An 18,782-nucleotide genomic window follows, 5' to 3' on the forward strand; every position below is an offset into this window, starting at 1 on the left:
TCACCTGATTGCCATCAAACCGTCACGCTGTCATTGACCCAGGTCATGCTCGCAAAGTTTCACGTTTTTTTTATGAAGCTGACAGATGAGCAAAACTCCTCATTTCTTGCATCGTATTAATCGTTTTTTGCGTCTATCAGCCTTTTTCTATGGTCAAAATCTGTTCTGCCACAGCGGTAAGGTCAGCGCCTTGTACCGTGGGTGGCGCTAAAGGGCTGGGTACTTGCAGGCGATCACGCATTACCAGAGCGGTCCGCAGCCCTGCCCGTTGGGCTCCTGCAATATCCCAGGCATGAACGGCTATCAGCCAAAGCTGGTCGGGGGGCAAGGCCAGCGTCTTGGCGGTTTGGAGATAAGCCGGCGCGGCTGGTTTCAGGGTATGGGCCGCTTCGGCGGAAAGCACTTCATCGAATTGATCACGCAGGCCAGCGGCTGTGAGCTGAAGTTCGGCCAACTCTCGGGCGTTGTTGGTCAGAGCTACCAGACGTACGCCGGACTGGCGCAGGCGCTTAAGGGCAGGCAGGGCATCGGCATGAGCCGGCAGCATGCGCAGCGCACTCTTTACACTGTGGCGGTCGGCCTCACTGAGTTGGATGTTTTCACGCTGCGCCTGCATGGTCAAAGCAGCCTGTCCGGCTTCCTCAAACGGGATGTAAGGTCCAGTAATCACCGAAACCAGGGCATTCTGAAGGGTCTGGGCAAACCAGGCGTGCCGTGCTGTAGAAGAGCCAAAAATTTGCAGAAATACTGCATCGAGGCCGGATAGGTCCAAAAGGGTTTCATTGACATCAAACAGGCAGCAGGTCATGGCCATCATCCTAAGGGGTATCAAGCATGGACCATGATGGAAACAGCAGGTTGCGTCTTGGTGTGGGAGGCAAATAAAGTTTCATCCCGTTGCAGCCTTGGAGTCTAGTAACTGAGTTGCTAACCAGCTTTGCGATTAGGTTAAAGTTTCATCCTATTTTCCGTGAACAGTGCTTTTCCAGCCATCGCAAGCCACACGAAGCCCGGGAGATCGCGATTCGGAAGGCCGCTATCGACCGATTCTGTTGAAAAAGTCCCGTTGCGACGCTCGCCTATGAAAGAAGGTGAGCGACGTTGAAATCTAATTCGCTCAAAAGGCAGAGATGCATCGGATTTTACATAGCAATGCGAAAATCGAGCGCTTTTCGACCTGCTGACAACACGTGTCCGTAAAAGTCGACTTTTTCAACAGAATCGACCCTTAGCTGCCCTTCATTGAGACAAGCTGCTAATGCGTGACCATCAGTGTTTTACCGCCTCGGCAAACTGCTATAGTGAGCCGAACGGCTAAGACAGGGATGAGTGATGCATATTGGATTGATTGGTGGCATTGGCCCAGCGGCGACTGAATTCTACTACCGGGCCCTTGTAAGCCTGTATGCCAAAGAAAATCGAAAGCTGGACCTTACGATTGCCAACGCCGATGCTCGGGAAATGGTGAACAACCTGGAAGCTGGGAACCAAAAAGCTCAGGCAGCTATTTTCTCCAGATATATCGATCAGCTAAGAGCTGCTGGATGCGAAGCTGTTGCGGTGACATCGATGGGAGGACACTTCTGCATCGAAGAGTTAGAATCTATTTCGAGTCTTCCCATTATCAACGCAATTTCCGCCCTTCACGCTTACTTTACTAAAGAAAATATCACAAAGGTTGGTGTACTTGGCACGCGCGCTGTCATGCAGTCCAGATTATATGGTCTTGAGGGTGTAGACGTGCTCACAGTCGCGGAGAACGAATTAGGAGAAGCGCACGCGCATTACGTTTCCATGGCCGTTAGCGGAAAAGCAACCGACGAACAACGGACTTATTTTGAAAACGCGGCAGTGCGGCTAGTCAGCGAACAAGGCGCCCAGGCAATAGTATTGGGCGGTACCGATCTATTTCTTGCGTTCGATAAATCCAGTTATCCCTATACCCTTGTAGACTGTGCATTGGTTCACGCAGCAGAAATTGCGCGATTGGGGATGAACTGAAATGCTAATTTTTGCTGCATTGGCGAACTTCAGTCCGCACGGCAGGATGATGACAGTATCTACACCATTAGGCACTATTTAGCTAAGGGGTATCATCATCGAAGATCCGCTTTCGTCCAAAGCGGATCTTCGCAAGCGGCAGCTACCAACCCATAGCTCCTGGTGATTCTAGAAGTCACTATTGTAGGAATCGATCTGCCGACGATGAGTCCGGTACTGAAAGCGAAATTCTGGAACCATGATCCGCTTTAGTCGATTGCGGGTCCCATTTGACCGGTCGCCGGCTTCCCCTAGAATAACCCCTCAGTCAAGGAACGATTTCATGATCACTTGCCATGTCCGATACATTATCGATCCCTATCAAATTGACGCGTTTGAACGTTATTCGCGTTCATGGATTGCAGCGGTAACCCGCCTAGGTGGCCAGCATCACGGATACTTCCTGCCGGCTGAGGGAGCAAATAACGTCGCATATTGCCTCTTTAGCTTCGCAAACCTTGCCGACTATGAGCGATATCGTCAGGAAGCCGCATGCGATCCTGAGTGTGTGCGTTTGGTGGAGGAATCGTCTGAGTTGAAATTCATAGTGAGCTACGAGAGGAGCTTTCTCCGCCCTGTGCTTGAGTAACGCATACGGGCATCTGTCCTTCAGGCGCGTTGGCCATCGCGGCGTTCTGGGCTTGCTCAGAACGATGGCCCTTCGAACGTCCGTTATGGGTCGATTCTGTTGAAAAAGTAGCTGTTTCCCCACGGCGTCGGCAGAATTGCTCCGTCAGCGAGCGTGGGGGCGAATAGCATGATGGGACAATTACCGAGTGGGCAGCAGCGCTTGTTCTACTTGTTCAATCTGGAAGATCACGTCCCGCCCCAACACCTCCTGCGCAGCATCGATTAGTGCTTGGATCTTAGTGATCTGCGCGCCTACCTGGCGGATTTCTATAGTCCCATCGGGCGCCCCTTGATTGACCCGGAGTTGATGGTGCGCATGTTGGTCGTCGGTTACTGCTATGGCATCCGTTCCGAGCGGCGATTGTGCGAAGAGGTGCATCTAAACCTGGCCTATCGCTGGTTCTGCCGGCTGGGCCTGGAAGACGAAGTACCCAATCACTCGACCTTTTCGAAGAATCGCCATGGCCGTTTCCGTGACAGCGATCTGTTCCGCTGGTTGTTCAATGAGGTGCTGCGGCGCTGCATGGCAGCCGGCCTAGTCAAGGGCGAAGGTTTCGCTGTCGACGCCAGCATCATCAAGGCGGATGCCAGCCGGCAACGTGGGGTGGCGGGAGATGAAATCGATTGGCGCGATCCAGCACTCAGCAGCCGCGCCGTACGCGAGTACCTCGAAGCGCTTGATGAAGAGGCGTTGGCTGAAGCCCTCCCCAAGAAGGTTTCCCTCACCGACTCGTTGGCTCGCTGGACTGCAGCACCAGGTGGCCCGGCCTACTTTGCCTACTCCACCAACTACCTGATCGACACTGAGCACGGCGTTATCCTGGATGTAGAAGCGACCCCGGCGCACCGTACCGCCGAAGTTGATTCGACCAAAACGATGGTGGAGCGCGTCGAAGCGTAGTTTGATCTCACGCCAGAGCGCCTCATCGGTGATACCGCCTATGGCACGGCTCCGATGCTGGCCTGGATGGTCGAAGAAAAGAACATCGACCCGCATGTCCCAGTCTGGGACAAGACCGAGCGCAAGGACGACAGCCTCTCCAGTAACGACTTCCACTGGAATCCGGAGGCCAGTGAATACCGCTGCCCAGCCGGCAATCCGCTGCGCAGTGAATGGCGCACCTTCACCCAGAAAAGATCGCAGGTGACCAAGGCCAACACCATCATCTACCGCTCCAGCCAAACCGACTGCGCCACGTGTCTGCTGAAAGCGAAGTGCTGCCCCAGCACACCGAATCGGAAGATCGTCCGCAGCATTCATGAGGCTGCCTGCGACGTGGCCCGACGCATCGCCAAGACACCGGAATACCTCGTCTCTCACTGCGAACGGAAGAAGGTGGAGATGCTTTTCGCCCACCTCAAACGGATCATGAAACTCGACCGTTTACGACTGCGTGGCCTGACGGGTGCGACTGACGAATTCACCTTGGCCGCGACCGTGCAAAACCTGCGACGCATGGTCAGGCTTTTACCTCAAGGGCCGCCGCTCACGGGATAGGTGCGTCTGCTGCGAGCAGAAACCCTCGAATTAACCCTCAGACCTGAGCAAGGAAGCTCAGTGAAACGCCAAAAGGCAACTTGAAGTGGCTTCCAGCCACTTCGACAGCAGGCAAACCTCACCGGCCCGCTGCCGCTGAACCTACTTTTTCAACAGAATCGGTCGATAGCTGCCACCGGCTAGCCTCGGTTTTTGTCATTTTCCGTGAACACTGCACTTTATTGAGTTATCACCATGTCCTTACTACTAGAACAGGCGCTACTGCGTCATGCTGACCAGATGCTTAAAGAACTAACTTACAGGGTGCGCGATCTGTGTAACGAAAGCACAAACCAAGCCGTAGATGAGGCACTGGGCATCTGGCGGGGTATTGGCGCTCTAATAGAACTTGCACACTGGACACCCGTAACGTCGGGATTAAGCGCCGAGGCGCGTTCAACCCTGCTTAGCTATGAGCGGCAAGCCAATCAGTGCGTTAGCATGATTAACCGTTGATGATGTGCTTGATCGACTGACCCACACCGCCACGATAGGAATCGTGAATTTAAATCGTCGAAGGAAGATTGACCCGCATTGTGCGTGGCCAAGAAACCTCCATCTGATCATGAAAACTAGGATGACACTCTATTTATACGGATGAGACTTTATTTGCATCCAACACTTGGCTCGTCTGATTGATTATGAAGCGAACCCAAGACCGCTTAGAGTGCTTGAGGTATCACGACCTGTCTGGAGATGTACTCGGCACCGGATATTACTGAGGAGTCGAGCCTGCTGAAAAAACTATCTATCGGTGCGCTGGTCTTGCTCGCCTTAGGGCGATCAACCCTGGCATTACCACCTCTGTGTGCAGATCTAATGCACAGTCAGGTAGCGGAGCCATTAAGCGGCTCCCTCATTAAGTATCGGCATCCCTGGCCGATAGCGGACATAACCAATGTCATCGTGCCTCATACTGAAGGCTTTTTGCCATTCGTCGGGTATGTTCTGTTTATTGTTAGCCTGCTGTCTTTTCGGGTGACCTGAAAAGCAAGCCTTCTCGTCTGAGGCAGCATTATCTATTTGTAGTAATTATTGGGAGTAGTTGTGAGAGCCAAAGACAATACGTCGAAACAGCGCCGCGAAGGTACATCGATTCTGGAATGGCTGGTCATCGGTGTTTTATCTGCCTATATCGTGTTCGGGCTGGGTCTGTTCGTCACGAAGCAGTGGAATGCCCTGAGTGATGCGCAAAAAGAGCAGATCATTCAGGACATCGGTCGGGCTGCCGTCGAAACGCCCATGCTTACCTAAACGCAGTAGCCTTCCTTCAAGCCCTTCGGCTTGCCTGCCTTACAACAATAACAAGCGGTTTTATAGTAGCGTCGTTTAGCGGCGAGACTTTTGTGCGCGTGAAAAAAGCCTTGCGCCAGCGCTAGGCTAGACGCTCAACCAGGACCTGCTGACGGATCTGGAGGAGCTTCTCGATAGCGAGCAGCCTGTCCAGATTCAAATACGGTGCTGACTGGCCGGTAGGCGGATATTCAGCCCAGTCCGGCCTTGTCAGAAAGCGGCTTCCTCCGTTGGTAGCCAGCCTAGACGCTGTTCTATAACGCTTCGATAGGGTGTTCGCAGCTCCAGCGGTAACTGTCGAACGTAGTCCCGAGCATGGGCTTGTGTATCTCCGTGCAGGGCGGCTAGGTACGCTACGGCTTCATCAGGCGTCGGCAGGCGGCCTTCCGTGCTTCGAGATTTAGGTGGAAGCGCTGTCCAGACCACCGCGTCTAATTGTTTTTCATCTGCCCAGGCGCGAATCTTCTCATCGTAAGGGCCTGCATTTTCACGAGCAGGGATACTGCCTACGAATTCAGGGCGCTGTGGGGAAATGCCTTCACGTTGGCGCAACAGTTCGCGAGCCGTATCCAGATCATCGACAGCTAGTAGTGCCCAGTACGTAGGGCTTTCAGGTGCGCTGTCACACAGGGCGACAGCCAGTTCGCCGCCATCGCATTCACGGCACAGCTCTACCGGCAAGAGCGGGCCGTCATTCATCCAAGAAGAAGCCAAAGGAAGAGGGCCGGGTTTCCAGAGCAGTGATCCCCAGGCAAGGCAACCGATTCGCATGTTGATTTCTCGTATCGACAGTAAGAAGGGATATTGGGAACATACGTCTTTGAAGGTAAAAAAGGTGCGTGGTTCAGCTCGGGTGACCAGAAGGCATAGGCAGCCAGTCAGGATGTGATCCGTTAGACTAGGCAGTATTGTCAGCTGGCTATTGGCCTATTAGGAAAGCGATTCGAATGAGTAAGCCCCCATTCAAGCTCCACCCGTTAACGATCTTGGGCCTTGTGCTGTTCATTGGTGGCATTATCGGAGTGGTGACGTCTCTGATCCCATTACTAGGCCCTACCGCTCCACCCGAGCCTGGTCAGTTGACCCGGCTGGTCGTTTCAGCTGCGGTGCAATTTACCGGTTACGTTCTGCTCAACCGTAACCGGTTCCGCAATCGCAAGAATACCAAGCGCTAATGTCAGCCTAAAAAGTAAAAGGCACCGCTGATTACCAGCCCTGAATAAACCAGCATGATCAGGCAATACCCCATGATGTCACGAGCGCCCAGCCCGACAATCCCAAGCAGTGGCAGCGCCCAGAAGGGCTGAATCATGTTGGTCCAGGCATCGCCCCAGGCAATTGCCATCGCGGTGACCTCCGGTGGCACGTTCAACGCCTGCCCGGCTGGTAACATGATGGGCCCCTGCACAGCCCACTGACCGCCTCCGGAAGGCACGAAAACGTTGATGAGTCCTGCACTGAGAAAGGCCAGTAACGGAAAGGTATCTGCTGAAGACCAGCTTACAAAGGCATCGCTGATCAGCGCGCCGAGCGACAGACCTTCCGCATTGACACCCGCCATCATGCCCATAATGCCTGCATAGAAGGGAAACAGCAGCACAATGCCGCTGATACCGCCGATACTCGAATCAATGGCCCGCATATAGCGCTCCGGCGTGCCATGCAGTAGCAGGCCTGCGAACAGAAAGAGGCCGATTACGATGTCCAGACCAAGGGAAAAGCCCTGGCTGGCAAAGTACATGACGTAATACACCGCTGCGAGCGCCACAACGACCCAGGCGAGTAGTCGGCTGTCATCCAGCTTTTGAGCAGGCGTGTTCTGCAGCGGGCGAATCGCTTCTGGTTCGACGAGCAGGGCTGGGTCCGCTACCTTGACCTGGGTCCGCGGATGCATGAGGCGGTTGAGTAAGGGTAGACCCAGACAGAGCAGAGCAATAATGGTCAGGTTTAGTGGGGTGAACAACGTATGCTCGACCCCAATAGGCTGGGTCACCACGCCCCCGGTCATCTTTTCGAGATTGGCGCTGGTGCTGGCGAGTGTTAGCGGAATGGAGGCGGATAGCCCGCCGTGCCAGATCAGAAAGCCTGAATAGGCCGACGCCACCAGAAGCGGGTAATCCACGCCGCGCACCTGTCGGGCCAGTGCCCGAGCAAAGACAGCACCAATGGCCAGTCCAAAGCCCCAGTTGATCCAGGAACCAGCCAGCCCGACCAATGTGACGACAACAATCGCCTGACCAGGAGAGCGAGGCAGGGCGGCGAGACGATCCAGCAGCCGGTTGACGCTTGGTGCACGGGCCAGTGCCAGCCCTGTAACCAGGATGAGCGCCATTTGCATGGTAAACGACAGGAGCGTCCAAAGCCCTCCGCCCCAATGCTTCACCATAACCGGCAGGCTTTGGCCTGTGCCAAGCATGGCGGCAACAAGCACGATAAGGTTGAGCAACAGGGCGAAGACAAAGGGAGAGGGAAGGTAGCGTTGAACCAAGCTCACGCTCATCCCCGTAATACGGGCCAGCATAGCAATCTCCTTGTTTGTTTTTATTGTTGTGGCGAACAGACGTTCGGGCTGGATGGGGCATGCCTGCAATAAGGAGAACTCAGTGGCGTTCACGTTCCGCTAAAGCTGTATGAATAGCGATATTTACGCTTTTTGTGTGATATGCCTCTCACAACTTCAGGCTAAAACGATCGCGGGCTCGTTTATGCAGTCTGCTTAAAAAGTGCGGTCTTCGTCGAGGCGAGGCGGCTCGTCCAATGAAGGGGGCTTCATGCGTAGCGTATTGATTGTGTGTTCGATGGCATTGCTTGCTGCATGTGCTGGTGAGAGGCAGGAAACTTATCCGCCGCAACAAGTAGAGGTCCAGCGTTATATGAGTGAAAAGCAACTGACCGGGGCGATGGGAGCGCCGGACCGTTTGCAGCAGGACGGCACGTTGAAAGTGCTCCAGTACAAGAACCGGCTTATCTCGAACTGGTCGAGCGACCGTTCCGATTATTCCTTTATCTTCGACCAGGGCCGATTAGTAGAGTACACCCCGGGTCGCGTACAGCTAAGCACAGTAGATGGTGTGCGAAAAATCAGCGTAGAGCCTATGTAGAACGGACGTTAATCCGTCCTACATAAATGCCCCGGCTGTATAGGTTTTGGCCGGGGTATGGCTGCAATCAGCTGGCCTTTGCCTGGGAGGCCGCAGCAGTAAACAAGACATCAGTAGATGAATTGAGGGCGGTTTCCGCCGAGTCCTGCACGACGCCAATGATGAAGCCTACCGCTACTACTTGCATGGCCACTTCATTGGTAATTCCAAAGAGACTGCAGGCCAGCGGAATCAAAAGCAGCGAGCCACCTGCCACGCCCGATGCACCACAGGCGCAGACCGAAGCAACCAGGCTCAAGAAAAGGGCGGTGGGAAGGTCCACGGCGATTCCCAGCGTGTGGACGGCTGCCAGAGTCAGTACGGTGATGGTGATAGCCGCACCTGCCATGTTGATCGTGGCGCCCAAAGGAATGGAAACCGAGTAGGTATCCTCATGCAGGCCCAAACGTTCGCAAAGTGCCAGGTTTACCGGTACGTTGGCTGCCGAGCTACGAGTGAAAAAGGCCGTCAGGCCGCTTTCCCGCAGGCAGGTAAAGACCAGGGGGTAGGGGTTACGGCGCAGCTTCCAGAAAACGATGGCCGGATTAACCACAAGAGCCACGAATAGCATGCAACCCACCAGCACCAGTAAAAGATGCAGATAGCCCATCAGGGCGTTTAGGCCCGAGGTCGCCAGTGTCGAGGCGACCAGACCGAAAATGCCGAGCGGGGCGCAGCGGATTACTACTTTTACGATCAGGGATACCCCATCGGCCAGATCAGTAAATACGGTCCGGGTGGTTTCGCTCGCATGACGGAATGCAATACCCAGTCCCACAGCCCAGGCCAGGATACCCATGAAATTACCGTTCATAAGAGCCCTGATGGGGTTGTCCACCAGGCTTAGCGCCAAGCTCTGTAACACGTTGGCGATGCCTTCGGGCGGGGTTATATCCGTGCTGCCAGAGGCCAGGACCAAGGCGGAGGGAAAGGCAAAGCTGGCAGCAACTGCAACGCAGGCCGCGGCAAATGTACCTAGCACGTACAGCCACAACACAGGGCGGATGTGCGTGGGTTGGCCTTGTTTGTGGTTGGCGATTGAAGAAGCCACCAAGACAAAGACCAGGACAGGCGCGACGGCTTTGAGCGCCGTGACGAATACCGTACCGATAAAGCCTGTAGCGGCCGCTGCTGACGGTGCAATCAAGGCCAGCAGAATGCCGGCAACCAAGCCAATGAGAATCTGAGTCACCAGGCTGGAATGCATGAGCCGGTTCAGGAAAGGGTTAGAAGCATGAGTCATGGCAGCTATCAACTTATGAAGGAAACGATGGGTCGAGGCCGAGCAGGTACAAGAAAAGCGGTTCCCCTGGCAGGTGATGAAAACATGGCCGCTTGTTCTTGTTAGCGGCAGTTCAGAACGCCATAGCGGCTGGACGAAGCGGCGAATTCTATAGGGATTTTCGCTAGATTTGGACCATTGTATGGTCGCATCTGGTAGGCAGTCGGTTAAGGACTGGCAAAATGGCCCGTTAGAACCCTTTGCTAATCATTAAATACAGCACCACGAGCAAAGCCAAAAAGGCAGGCCAGCCCAGGATCAACCAGGCACGCATGTACCGGAAGGCTTGAGGCGGTAGCGGGCTTTTATGGCGATGTGAGGTTTCTGCCAGACGCTGCAGACGTACCTGCAGCCAGAGGATCGGTAGCCAGCAAAGGCCGGCGAGCAAAAAGAAAATAATGCTCCACTGCAACCAGGGCAACGTTAGAGAGAAACCGGCGCCATGGGCCAGAGCGATACCGGTTGCGGCCTGGATTACGACGCAGGGAAGCGTAATGGCCCAGTCGGCAAAGACCAAATGCTTGAAGGTGAGCGCGATGAATTCAGGACGGCCTGTACGCCAGGAACGCCAGGCATAATAGGCCGAGCCGGAGCCCAGCCCGATCAGGATGGCGGCAGACAGGACGTGTACTGTCTTGAGTAGCACATAGGCCGTCACGACAAAGAAGCCTTTCGATCTGGCCGATAGGGCAAAACACACTGGCTTAAGGCCAAGGATCCTGCGTGCATCATGAGTCGACAGTCTGCCGGGTCGCAATATAGGCCGGCGCGCTGATCATTTCCTTGATTCGGTTGGCCAGCGTGTCGATGTTGAAGGGCTTGTTGATAAGCTCCATACCAGGGTCCAGGTAGCCACTGACGTTGGCGCCTTCGGCATAGCCGGTAGCAAGCAGAATTTTAAGACGGGGGCGGGACTGGCGCGCTACATCGGCCAGCTGCCGACCATTCATGCCAGGCAATCCCACATCGGAAATCATTAGATCGATCCGTTGACTGCTTTCCAGCAAGGGAAGGGCGGCATGTGCATCAGCCGCTTCGAGCGTGGCGTAGCCCAGCTCGCTCAAGACTTCAAGGATAAGGGCACGAACCACGGCTTCGTCCTCGACCACCAGAACGACCTCACCTGCACCGAGTGGGGCTTCTGGATTTACCTGGCCTACCGTTACCTCATCCAGTGAACCCGAGAAACGAGGCAGGTATAAATGGACGCTGGTGCCCTGGCCTAGTGTTGAATGAATCTGTACATGACCTTTGGACTGTTTGGCGTAGCCATAAATCATGGACAGGCCTAGTCCAGTGCCCTGGCCGATGGGTTTGGTAGTAAAGAAAGGATCGAAGGCACGTGCCATTACCTCAGGTGTCATGCCGGTGCCCGTGTCGCTTACGCTAAGGACCACATAATCGCCTGGTTCGGCTTCGTCGATCAGGCTGGCTGCCTGCGGATCGACATGCATGACGCCGGTTTCAATACGGAGCGAACCACCGTTCGGCATGGCGTCACGGGCATTGATTACAAGGTTAAGCAGTGCGCTTTCCAACTGATTGTTATCGGTAAGGGCTGGCCAGATACCGGCCCCCAGAGCCGTTGTCAGCTCGATTTTTTCACCAATGGTCCGGCGGAGCAGTTCCTCCATCGAGGCCACCAGGGTATTAACATTAACTGGTTTAAGATCCAAGGCTTGGCGCCGGGAAAAGGCCAATAAGCGCTGGGTAAGGGCAGCAGCGCGCTGGGCAGAGGTCACCGCCGAGGTCATGTAGCGTTCGATGTCTTGTGTGCGTCCGCTACTAAAGCGGCGCTGCATAAGATCCAGGCTACCGATAATGCCAGTCAGCAAATTATTGAAGTCATGGGCGATACCTCCGGTGAGTTGGCCGATCGCTTCCATTTTCTGGGATTGCCTGAGCTGCTCTTCCAGTTGACGTTGCTCGGTGATGTCTCGACCCACCGAGTACATCAGATTGTCTTCTGGAACCGATGTCCACGAGGTTAACCGGTAACTACCGTCTGCATGACGCAGTCGCACTTCATAAGAGCAGGTTTGCCGGGTACGGCAGAGGTTTTTGAAGCCCCGGATGAGGTGCTCGATTTCGTCCGGATGAACAAGGTCGAAATAACTGCGCCCAGCCAGCTCCTGTTCTGTCCAGCCCAGGGTTCTGCTCCAGGCAGCATTTACTGCGGCCAGTTGCCCGTCCAGGTGGCAGACTTTCATCAGGTCATTACTGAGCCGCCAGATACGATCCCGCTCTCGAGTCCGCACCTCTATCAAACGCTCAAGTTCTTCACGTGAGCGTGACAGAATCTCGCGGGCGTCAACAATGTCTTGAATATCTGTACAGGTGCCAAACCAGCTTTCGATATCTCCCGCTAGGTTACGTACGGCCTGGGCGCGTCCAAGCATCCAGCGGTATTGGCCGGAACGGTACCGCAAGCGGTATTCGATATGGTAAGGCTCGCCTGTGGTAAGGCTGTGTTGCCAGATCCGTTTGATGCGGGCTCGGTCATCGGGATGAAACAGGTTGATCCAGGCTTCGCCTTCAGCCGAGCTAGCCGGCACGCCGGTAAATTCGTACCAGCGATCATTGAAGTAATAATGACGGCCGTCGGGGTGTGTGGCCCAGACTATCTGTTCAATGGAGTTAGCAATGGCTTTGAAGCGCGCTTCGCTTTCAGCTAGCGCCGCTTCAGTCTGCTTGCGGGATGTAATGTCCATAAACAGAACGGCAAAGCGGTTATCGCTGAGTTTGCGGGCCCAGGATTCGAACCAGTGGTCATCGCTATCGTGCATCTGTATTTCGAAATGCACCGATCTACCATTCTCCATGAGACGAGCATACCGCTGAACCAAATCGTGAGCCGCTTCAGGGCTGATGTCATGGATGGAGCGGCCGATAGCTTCTTCGCGGGAAGTTCCGGTCAGCTTGTTGAAGGCTGGGTTAACCTGCAGGAAACGAAAATCGACCATCTCGCCTTGAGCGTTCCAGCAAGGCTCTGCGATGTAGAAAGCTTCCTGCATATCCTCCGTCAGACCGAGTAGGCGCGCGTCGCTTTCCATGCGCGCCTGCTGGGCCTGCTTGCGCTCGGTGATGTCGTAGCACATACCCAGAAAACAGTGGGATTCGCCGCGTACACTCAGGTGAATGGCTTCGCCACAGTGCGCCATCCAGCGCTCTTCACCCGTATCTGCTCGTTGGATACGGTATTCGAGCAGGTCTAACGTATCCTTTTGGTAATCGGTATAGGAGGCAGCAACGTGTGGGCGATCTTTTGGGTGGATACGCTCAAGTAGGAACGTCAGCGAAAAGGAGTCCTGTTCGGGGAGCCCCCAAAGCTGACACATCTCGCGGGAGATCGTGACTTTATCCTGTTCAGGATAGACTTCAAACGTGCCGATATTGCCAACTTGTTGAGCCAGGCGCAGCCGCTCTTTGGTTAGTCGCTCACGGGTGCGATCGCGCAGAATCTTGGTGTAGCCGAGCAGTTCACCGGCGCGACGCAACGACGTCATCTCTCCGCTGGCCCAGAACCGGGTGCCGTCGCACTTGATATGCCATCGTTCATCCGTGGCACATCCGCATTCGGCAGCCTCCCGCATTTCTGTCTCTGGACGTCCGTTTGCACAGTCTTCCGGGGTAAAAAACAGTGAGACGTGCTGGCCGATAGCTTCCTCGGCGGACCATCCCAGTACCTTTTCCGCGCTCTGGTTCCACGCAACGATAGTGCCGCTCAGGTCTGCTACTACCACGGCATAGTCCGCCGTGTTTTGCAGTACCAAAGCCGCTAGAGCTTCCGGAGACAACGAGGCGAGGGTATGTTTTGTGGAGATCATAAGAGGATCTTTTGCTTTCCCATCACCTTGTGACAGGCGAATGCCGGAATTATCCCTGCAGCACGTCCAGTCACCGGACCAGCGTAGCGACGGCGATTTAGTAAGTTGGCGGTTTCGTTTGTAACCAGCGCGGTATTTCAGTGGCAGGCATTGGGTAGGCCATCAGGTAGCCCTGGCCCTCATCGCATCCCCAGTCGCGCATCAGGCTGTATATGTCTTCCGTTTCAATGCCTTCCGCTACGATCCGGTAATTCATTTCCTTAGCCAGATGAATCATCGCCTTGACGATACGACGGTCCTTTTCCACCTGGGAAAGATGGCGCAGGAAGGAGCGGTCCAGTTTGACGGTAGAGGCTGGAGTATCTCGCAGATACGCCCAGTTGCTATAGCCTGTGCCAAAGTCGTCGATGGCAATCTCGATGCCGAGTGCATGCAGGCGCTCCAACTGTTGTTTTACCTGTTCGGCGCTTCGGATAACGGCACTCTCGGTAAACTCGATTTCAACGTAGCAGATGGGTAGGTCGTGCTCTTGCAGATGAGCAATCAAGGTGTCTACGAATTGCGTGTCGTCCAGATCGGCCGCTGAGACATTAATGGCCACCTTTAGGTTAAGACCCTGGCGGTACCATTCAGCGGCCTGCCGAATAGCCTGGCGCAGCACCCATAAGCTGACCGAGCGGATCAAAAACGTTTTTTCCGCTAGAGGAATGAATTCACCAGGACCGATTTTTCCCAAGGTAGGGTGAGTCCAGCGAATCAAGGCTTCTACAGCATGACAAGTATGAGTAGTCAGGGAGAGGCGAGGTTGATAGTGAAGGCTCAACTGGTCATCGCTCTGCAAGGCTATCGTTAACGCGTTTAAGAGGTTGAAGGCTCGCTGCTGGGCCTGGTCGCGGTGGGGGTTGTAGATTGTCCAGCCGTCTCTGTTTTCGCGGGCATCATCCGCCACGCTGACCAGCGAGCGAATCCAGTCGGTCTGGCGGAAGCGTTCTTCTGCCAGCGGCAGTACGCCTATACCAATCTGGGTTTGAAGCGGAATGCCGTTGCAGACCAGCGGCGCCTCGAACGCCTGGACGATTCGATCATAAAGAGCTTCAGCCTTGGTTTCGGCGTGGTTGGTCAGCATGAACGCGAGCCGGGTGGAGCTGATCTTATACAACTCAAAATGGGCAGGCAGGAGCGCTTGAAGTCTCTCTTTGATGACTAGCATGAACTGGGTAGAAAAGGTGTAACCCAAGGCCTTGACGATTTCATTGAGGGTGCGCGGAGCCGCAATATCTACAGCCACTAACGTAATGGGATTATCGGACAGAGCAAAATGCCGCGCGACGTCTTCTTCCAGACGAGAGCGGTTATAAAGACCGGTCGGCAGGTCGATGAAGTTGATTTTACGCACTGAGTCGATTCGCTCCATGACCAGATCGGCTAGCCAGGTCAGGCACTCTATTTCATGGGTATTCAGCGGTGGGCGTGGCTTTGTGTCGATAATACAAAGACTACCAAGCCCAAGACCGTTCTGGGTTAACAGCGGAACGCCGGTATAAAAGCGTATATAGGGCTCGCCGGTTACGAGCGGATTGTTTTGAAAGCGAGGGTCTTGAAGGGTATCTGGAACGACAAAGGGTTTGTCGCTCAGGATGGCGTAGGTACAAAAGGATTGTTCCCGGGGCGTTTCCTGTATGGCCAGTCCGACGCGCGCTCTGAACCATTGACGGTTCGTGTCTACGATCGAGACGAGCGCAATGGGTACCTTAAAAAGCTCGGCAGCGAGCTTGACGATCCCGTCAAAGACAGGGTCCGGCAAAGGATCCAGTAAGCAGAGCTCTTGAATTTCTGCTACTCGTTCGATCTCATTGGCTGGAACCGGAACGTCATATGTCATAGGAAACCATTCGATCCTTTATTGATGAGTACGGGATAGGACTGTGATTTACAGCATAGTTTTAAATCCTTGATACGTCTGTCGACAGGTTTCATTGAAGCCCTTCAGCCAGAGCCAACAGGTAGGAGCTGAACGCTCGCCGCAAGGGTTTCCCCTTCTGCATTCGGTCGGTCTACACTGGTGGCATGACCGATATTTATACCTCTATTGATTTTTCTGCCCCTGCCCATGAGGTAGCTCGCCAGTTGATCGGCTGGCGTTTTCTGTTTGCCGGCGTCGGTGGCCGTATCGTTGAAACGGAAGCCTATGACCGGGAAGACCCAGCCTCTCATAGCTTTTCCGGTTTGACCCGGCGTAACGCGACCATGTTTGGTCCTCCTGGTCATCTGTATGTCTATCGCTCCTATGGCATCCACTGGTGCCTGAATTTTGTCTGCTGCGAGGCAGGGCATGGCGCCGGTGTCCTTATCCGGGCTCTGGAGCCTTTGAGCGGGCTGGACGTCATGCAGGAGCGGCGTGGGCTTCAGGAGCAGCGGCTGTTATGTGCCGGCCCAGGACGGGTGTGTCAGGCGCTGGCGATTCATGGTGAGCATGACGGGATGCCGCTGGATTCACCTACCTGCGCACTGCTGCCGCCTACCGGCCCGGTTGCTGTCGTCAGCGGCCCGCGTATTGGGATTACCAAAGCACGGGATGTTTCTTGGCGGTTTGGTCTTGAGGGCTCGCCCTACCTGAGTCGTCGCTTTCGCTGAGAGGCGGGCCGCGGAGATCGCACCTTGAGTAATCGGCCGGGTCAATTGATCAGAAGGCGCATATCGCGGCCGTTCACCCTTTGCCTCTGATCAGACGGCAGGCGGTGGAGCACCTGGTACCTGGAGTGTCATCAACCATGCCGAGAATCCCTCATGAGCACCGTCTGGACAGTTCCCTTGCCTTGCTAAAGGAGGGTTACCGTTTTATCCCCAACCGTATGCGCCGCTTTGGCACGGCAGTTTTCCAGACCCGCCTGCTATTACAGGACACAATCTGCCTGACCGGTGAGGAAGGGGCTCGGTTGTTCTATGACGAAAACCTGTTCACGCGTGAGCATGCCGCGCCTCGGATGATGCAAAAATCGTTGTTAGGGGTGGGAAGCGTACAAAGCCTGGATGGTGAGGCGCACCGCATACGTAAAGCGATGTTTATGTCACTGATGACACCTTCCGCTATCCAGTCGCTGGTTCAGCGTTATACAAAGCAATGGCAAAAGGATATCCAGGCCTGGACAGGCAATCATGAGGTCGCGTTGTTATATGCCGCGCAGTTTCAGTTGTGCCGCTCAGTTTGTGATTGGGCCGGCGTGCCGTTGCCAGAGGAGGATGTTGCCAAACGCCGTTCACAATTGGCCAGTCTGATCGACGGTGCAGGAGGCGTAGGGCTACGTCATCTAAGGGCACGTACGTCACGTCAGCAAGCAGAGGCCTGGATTGCCGGGTGTGTACAGGATGTGCGTGAGGGCCGCTTGAAAGCCCCGGTCGAATCAGCCTTGCATGTCATCAGTTTCCATCGAGAAGCCAACGGCCAATGGCTTGACCCGAGAACCGCGGCGGTTGAAGTTCTTAATGTCTTGCGGCCTACCGTAGCAGTAGCCCGTTTCGTCGTATTTGCTGCCTGGGTGTTGCATCGGTATCCACAATGGGCTGAACGTCTGCGACAGGAGCCAACCGTTCTAGAGCCCTTCGTTCAAGAGGTGCGTCGGGTTTTCGCATTCTTCCCCTTTGCCGTGGCGCGTGTACGCAAGGATTTCGAGTGGAAAGGTTATCAGTTCACGAAAGGAACCCGGGTCCTGCTTGACCTTTATGGGACGAACCGCGAATCGCAAAACTGGCAGCAACCCGAGCGGTTTGATCCTGAGCGTTTTTTCAATTGGAACGGCAATGCCTTTAATTTTATTACCCAGGGCGGTGGCGATCATTATCAGAACCATCGGTGCCCCGGTGAATGGATCACGATTGAACTGTTGAAGGTTGCGGTGACTGCATTGACCCAATGGATGCGTTATGAGGTTCCGCCGCAGGACCTTTCGATCGATATTAGCCGCATGCCAGCGTTGCCTAAGAGCCGTTTCGTGATTAGCCGGGTACATCCGATGTTAACGGAAGAGGCTCATCAAGCTCCTGCGCTGACGACGCCATAAGTTGCAGTTCACTGGCTGGCCAGGGGCATAACACCATAAGCCGGTGCAAGAGTGCTTCGGCTTTCTGGCGTTGTGTCTCGCTAACGCAGATGCGTGCGATCAGATGTAGCAGAGTCGAAAGTCTTTTCGCTTCGAAGGGAGGTTCTTCTTCGAGTCGCCACCAATCTCTTGAAGCATGCAAAAACGAGAGACCTTTTTCGCAGCGCAAAAGAAGATCTTCGATTTGTTCAAACGTCATTCGTGTCCATCCGTGGCCTAGGCCGTATGTCCCTGATAGAAAAGTGCCTGTATCTGGATCACCGGAGTACACCTTGTTACTCGCACCAGCATCTTATCCAGATGCCGCTATGACTGATGAGAGAGGGGGCGGTTCAAGGCATCGACAATAAGGTTTCGTTTCTGTGAAGGGTACTGCAACTAAACCGGTCTGCTTATGAAACATCAAAGCCCAAATGCTTAAAAGGCTAAGGCGGGTAAAGGTTTTGTCAGTAATCCGAAACATTGGCTTGAACGCCTGAATGGACGGGGCATTCGATATTTTCTGCCATAAGTGCCGTTCGTCGGCAAAACGCTTGAAATGGAATAGGGTGTCTTTATCTGGATGAATGCGGGAGGCCGAAATCGGGTCCCGCCAGGAAAACTTGCTGACTCTCAGGAGATTTCATCATGACTAATTTATCCCTTGCTCCGCTGTTCCGTCATTCCATTGGATTCGACCGTTTCAACGATCTGTTCGAGGCTGCGTTGCGTAATGAATCGGGCAGCTCGTATCCACCCTACAACGTTGAAAAGCACGGCGATGACCAATACCGCATCGTGATTGCAGCCGCCGGCCTGCAGGAAGACGACCTTGAGCTCGAAGTCGAGCAGAGCGTGCTGACCGTACGGGGTGGCCGTCGTGAGAAGAACACCGACAGCGTGACCTATCTGCATCAAGGCATTGCCCAGCGTGCGTTCAAGCTGTCCTTCCGCTTG

16 protein-coding genes and 1 pseudogene are annotated in these 18,782 nt (G+C 54.6%); 10 read left to right on the forward strand and 7 right to left on the reverse strand.

What is annotated here, in order from left to right; all coding sequences use genetic code 11:
• Nucleotides 1–136: 136 nt before the first annotated feature.
• A complete protein-coding gene (locus tag IQ22_RS08105; protein ID WP_208733619.1) occupies nt 137–808 on the reverse strand; it encodes a haloacid dehalogenase type II in 672 nt (223 codons plus the stop codon).
• Nucleotides 809–1,332: 524 nt separating this feature from the next.
• Here IQ22_RS08105 and IQ22_RS08110 point away from each other — a divergent pair.
• From IQ22_RS08110 to IQ22_RS08130, 5 genes and pseudogenes are all read left to right on the forward strand, one after another.
• Complete coding sequence (locus IQ22_RS08110) at nt 1,333–2,001, forward strand: aspartate/glutamate racemase family protein (protein WP_145140639.1); 669 nt, start codon at nt 1,333–1,335, stop codon at nt 1,999–2,001.
• 322 nt (nt 2,002–2,323) lie between these two features.
• The gene (locus IQ22_RS08115) at nt 2,324–2,629 is read left to right on the forward strand and encodes an NIPSNAP family protein (protein ID WP_145140640.1); all 306 of its coding nucleotides are present in this window, start codon (nt 2,324–2,326) and stop codon (nt 2,627–2,629) included.
• 168 nt (nt 2,630–2,797) lie between these two features.
• Nucleotides 2,798–4,168: pseudogene (locus IQ22_RS08120) on the forward strand (transposase).
• 234 nt (nt 4,169–4,402) lie between these two features.
• The gene (locus tag IQ22_RS08125; RefSeq protein ID WP_145140641.1) at nt 4,403–4,663 is read left to right on the forward strand and encodes a hypothetical protein; all 261 of its coding nucleotides are present in this window, start codon (nt 4,403–4,405) and stop codon (nt 4,661–4,663) included.
• A gap of 591 nt (nt 4,664–5,254) precedes the next feature.
• A complete protein-coding gene (locus IQ22_RS08130) occupies nt 5,255–5,461 on the forward strand; it encodes a hypothetical protein (protein WP_145140642.1) in 207 nt (68 codons plus the stop codon).
• 249 nt (nt 5,462–5,710) lie between these two features.
• On the opposite strand, the gene IQ22_RS08135 is transcribed toward IQ22_RS08130, so the two are convergent.
• Entirely contained in the window at nt 5,711–6,271 is a 561-nt protein-coding gene (locus IQ22_RS08135; protein ID WP_145140643.1) for a hypothetical protein, read from the reverse strand.
• 176 nt (nt 6,272–6,447) lie between these two features.
• Here IQ22_RS08135 and IQ22_RS08140 point away from each other — a divergent pair, with 176 nt between their 5' ends.
• Nucleotides 6,448–6,675 carry a hypothetical protein gene (locus IQ22_RS08140; protein WP_145140644.1) on the forward strand — a complete coding sequence of 76 codons (228 nt, stop codon included), beginning with the start codon at nt 6,448–6,450 and terminating at the stop codon, nt 6,673–6,675.
• Nucleotides 6,676–6,677: 2 nt separating this feature from the next.
• On the opposite strand, the gene IQ22_RS08145 is transcribed toward IQ22_RS08140, so the two are convergent.
• The gene (locus tag IQ22_RS08145) at nt 6,678–8,021 is read right to left on the reverse strand and encodes a short-chain fatty acid transporter (protein ID WP_145140645.1); all 1,344 of its coding nucleotides are present in this window, start codon (nt 8,019–8,021) and stop codon (nt 6,678–6,680) included.
• Between the two features lie 250 nt (nt 8,022–8,271).
• Here IQ22_RS08145 and IQ22_RS08150 point away from each other — a divergent pair, with 250 nt between their 5' ends.
• Complete coding sequence (locus IQ22_RS08150; protein ID WP_145140646.1) at nt 8,272–8,601, forward strand: hypothetical protein; 330 nt, start codon at nt 8,272–8,274, stop codon at nt 8,599–8,601.
• A 67-nt stretch (nt 8,602–8,668) separates the two neighbouring features.
• Here IQ22_RS08150 and sstT read toward each other — a convergent pair whose 3' ends face one another.
• The 4 genes from sstT to IQ22_RS08170 form a co-directional block, all read right to left on the reverse strand.
• The gene (sstT, locus tag IQ22_RS08155; protein WP_145140647.1) at nt 8,669–9,883 is read right to left on the reverse strand and encodes a serine/threonine transporter SstT; all 1,215 of its coding nucleotides are present in this window, start codon (nt 9,881–9,883) and stop codon (nt 8,669–8,671) included.
• Between the two features lie 229 nt (nt 9,884–10,112).
• On the reverse strand, nt 10,113–10,580 hold the full coding sequence (locus IQ22_RS08160; protein ID WP_145140648.1) for a DUF2269 family protein: 468 nt from the start codon (nt 10,578–10,580) through the stop codon (nt 10,113–10,115).
• Between the two features lie 70 nt (nt 10,581–10,650).
• Entirely contained in the window at nt 10,651–13,749 is a 3,099-nt protein-coding gene (locus IQ22_RS08165) for a PAS domain S-box protein (protein ID WP_145140649.1), read from the reverse strand.
• Nucleotides 13,750–13,846: 97 nt separating this feature from the next.
• Entirely contained in the window at nt 13,847–15,631 is a 1,785-nt protein-coding gene (locus tag IQ22_RS08170; protein WP_145140650.1) for a sensor domain-containing phosphodiesterase, read from the reverse strand.
• 185 nt (nt 15,632–15,816) lie between these two features.
• Here IQ22_RS08170 and IQ22_RS08175 point away from each other — a divergent pair, with 185 nt between their 5' ends.
• From IQ22_RS08175 to IQ22_RS08185, 3 genes are all read left to right on the forward strand, one after another.
• On the forward strand, nt 15,817–16,383 hold the full coding sequence (locus IQ22_RS08175; RefSeq protein WP_145140651.1) for a DNA-3-methyladenine glycosylase: 567 nt from the start codon (nt 15,817–15,819) through the stop codon (nt 16,381–16,383).
• A 137-nt stretch (nt 16,384–16,520) separates the two neighbouring features.
• Nucleotides 16,521–17,807, forward strand: a complete 1,287-nt coding sequence (locus IQ22_RS08180; protein ID WP_145140652.1) for a cytochrome P450 — start codon at nt 16,521–16,523, stop codon at nt 17,805–17,807.
• A 666-nt stretch (nt 17,808–18,473) separates the two neighbouring features.
• On the forward strand, nt 18,474–18,782 hold a 309-nt coding region (locus IQ22_RS08185; RefSeq protein ID WP_145140653.1), incomplete at its 3' end, for an Hsp20 family protein.

It is taken from the genome of Pseudomonas duriflava (genome assembly GCF_007830155.1).
Taxonomy (GTDB): Bacteria; Pseudomonadota; Gammaproteobacteria; order Pseudomonadales; family Pseudomonadaceae; genus Chryseomonas; species Chryseomonas duriflava.

Bases quoted from the DNA above. Each gene is read 5' to 3' on its own strand.
- IQ22_RS08105 (WP_208733619.1), bottom strand. From the start codon at position 808: ATGACCTGCTGCCTGTTTGATGTCAATGAAACCCTTTTGGACCTATCC.
- IQ22_RS08110 (WP_145140639.1), top strand. From the start codon at position 1,333: ATGCATATTGGATTGATTGGTGGCATTGGCCCAGCGGCGACTGAATTC.
- IQ22_RS08115 (WP_145140640.1), top strand. From the start codon at position 2,324: ATGATCACTTGCCATGTCCGATACATTATCGATCCCTATCAAATTGAC.
- IQ22_RS08125 (WP_145140641.1), top strand. From the start codon at position 4,403: ATGTCCTTACTACTAGAACAGGCGCTACTGCGTCATGCTGACCAGATG.
- IQ22_RS08135 (WP_145140643.1), bottom strand. From the start codon at position 6,271: ATGCGAATCGGTTGCCTTGCCTGGGGATCACTGCTCTGGAAACCCGGC.
- IQ22_RS08140 (WP_145140644.1), top strand. From the start codon at position 6,448: ATGAGTAAGCCCCCATTCAAGCTCCACCCGTTAACGATCTTGGGCCTT.
- IQ22_RS08145 (WP_145140645.1), bottom strand. From the start codon at position 8,021: ATGCTGGCCCGTATTACGGGGATGAGCGTGAGCTTGGTTCAACGCTAC.
- IQ22_RS08150 (WP_145140646.1), top strand. From the start codon at position 8,272: ATGCGTAGCGTATTGATTGTGTGTTCGATGGCATTGCTTGCTGCATGT.
- sstT (WP_145140647.1), bottom strand. From the start codon at position 9,883: ATGACTCATGCTTCTAACCCTTTCCTGAACCGGCTCATGCATTCCAGC.
- IQ22_RS08165 (WP_145140649.1), bottom strand. From the start codon at position 13,749: ATGATCTCCACAAAACATACCCTCGCCTCGTTGTCTCCGGAAGCTCTA.
- IQ22_RS08170 (WP_145140650.1), bottom strand. From the start codon at position 15,631: ATGACATATGACGTTCCGGTTCCAGCCAATGAGATCGAACGAGTAGCA.
- IQ22_RS08175 (WP_145140651.1), top strand. From the start codon at position 15,817: ATGACCGATATTTATACCTCTATTGATTTTTCTGCCCCTGCCCATGAG.
- IQ22_RS08180 (WP_145140652.1), top strand. From the start codon at position 16,521: ATGCCGAGAATCCCTCATGAGCACCGTCTGGACAGTTCCCTTGCCTTG.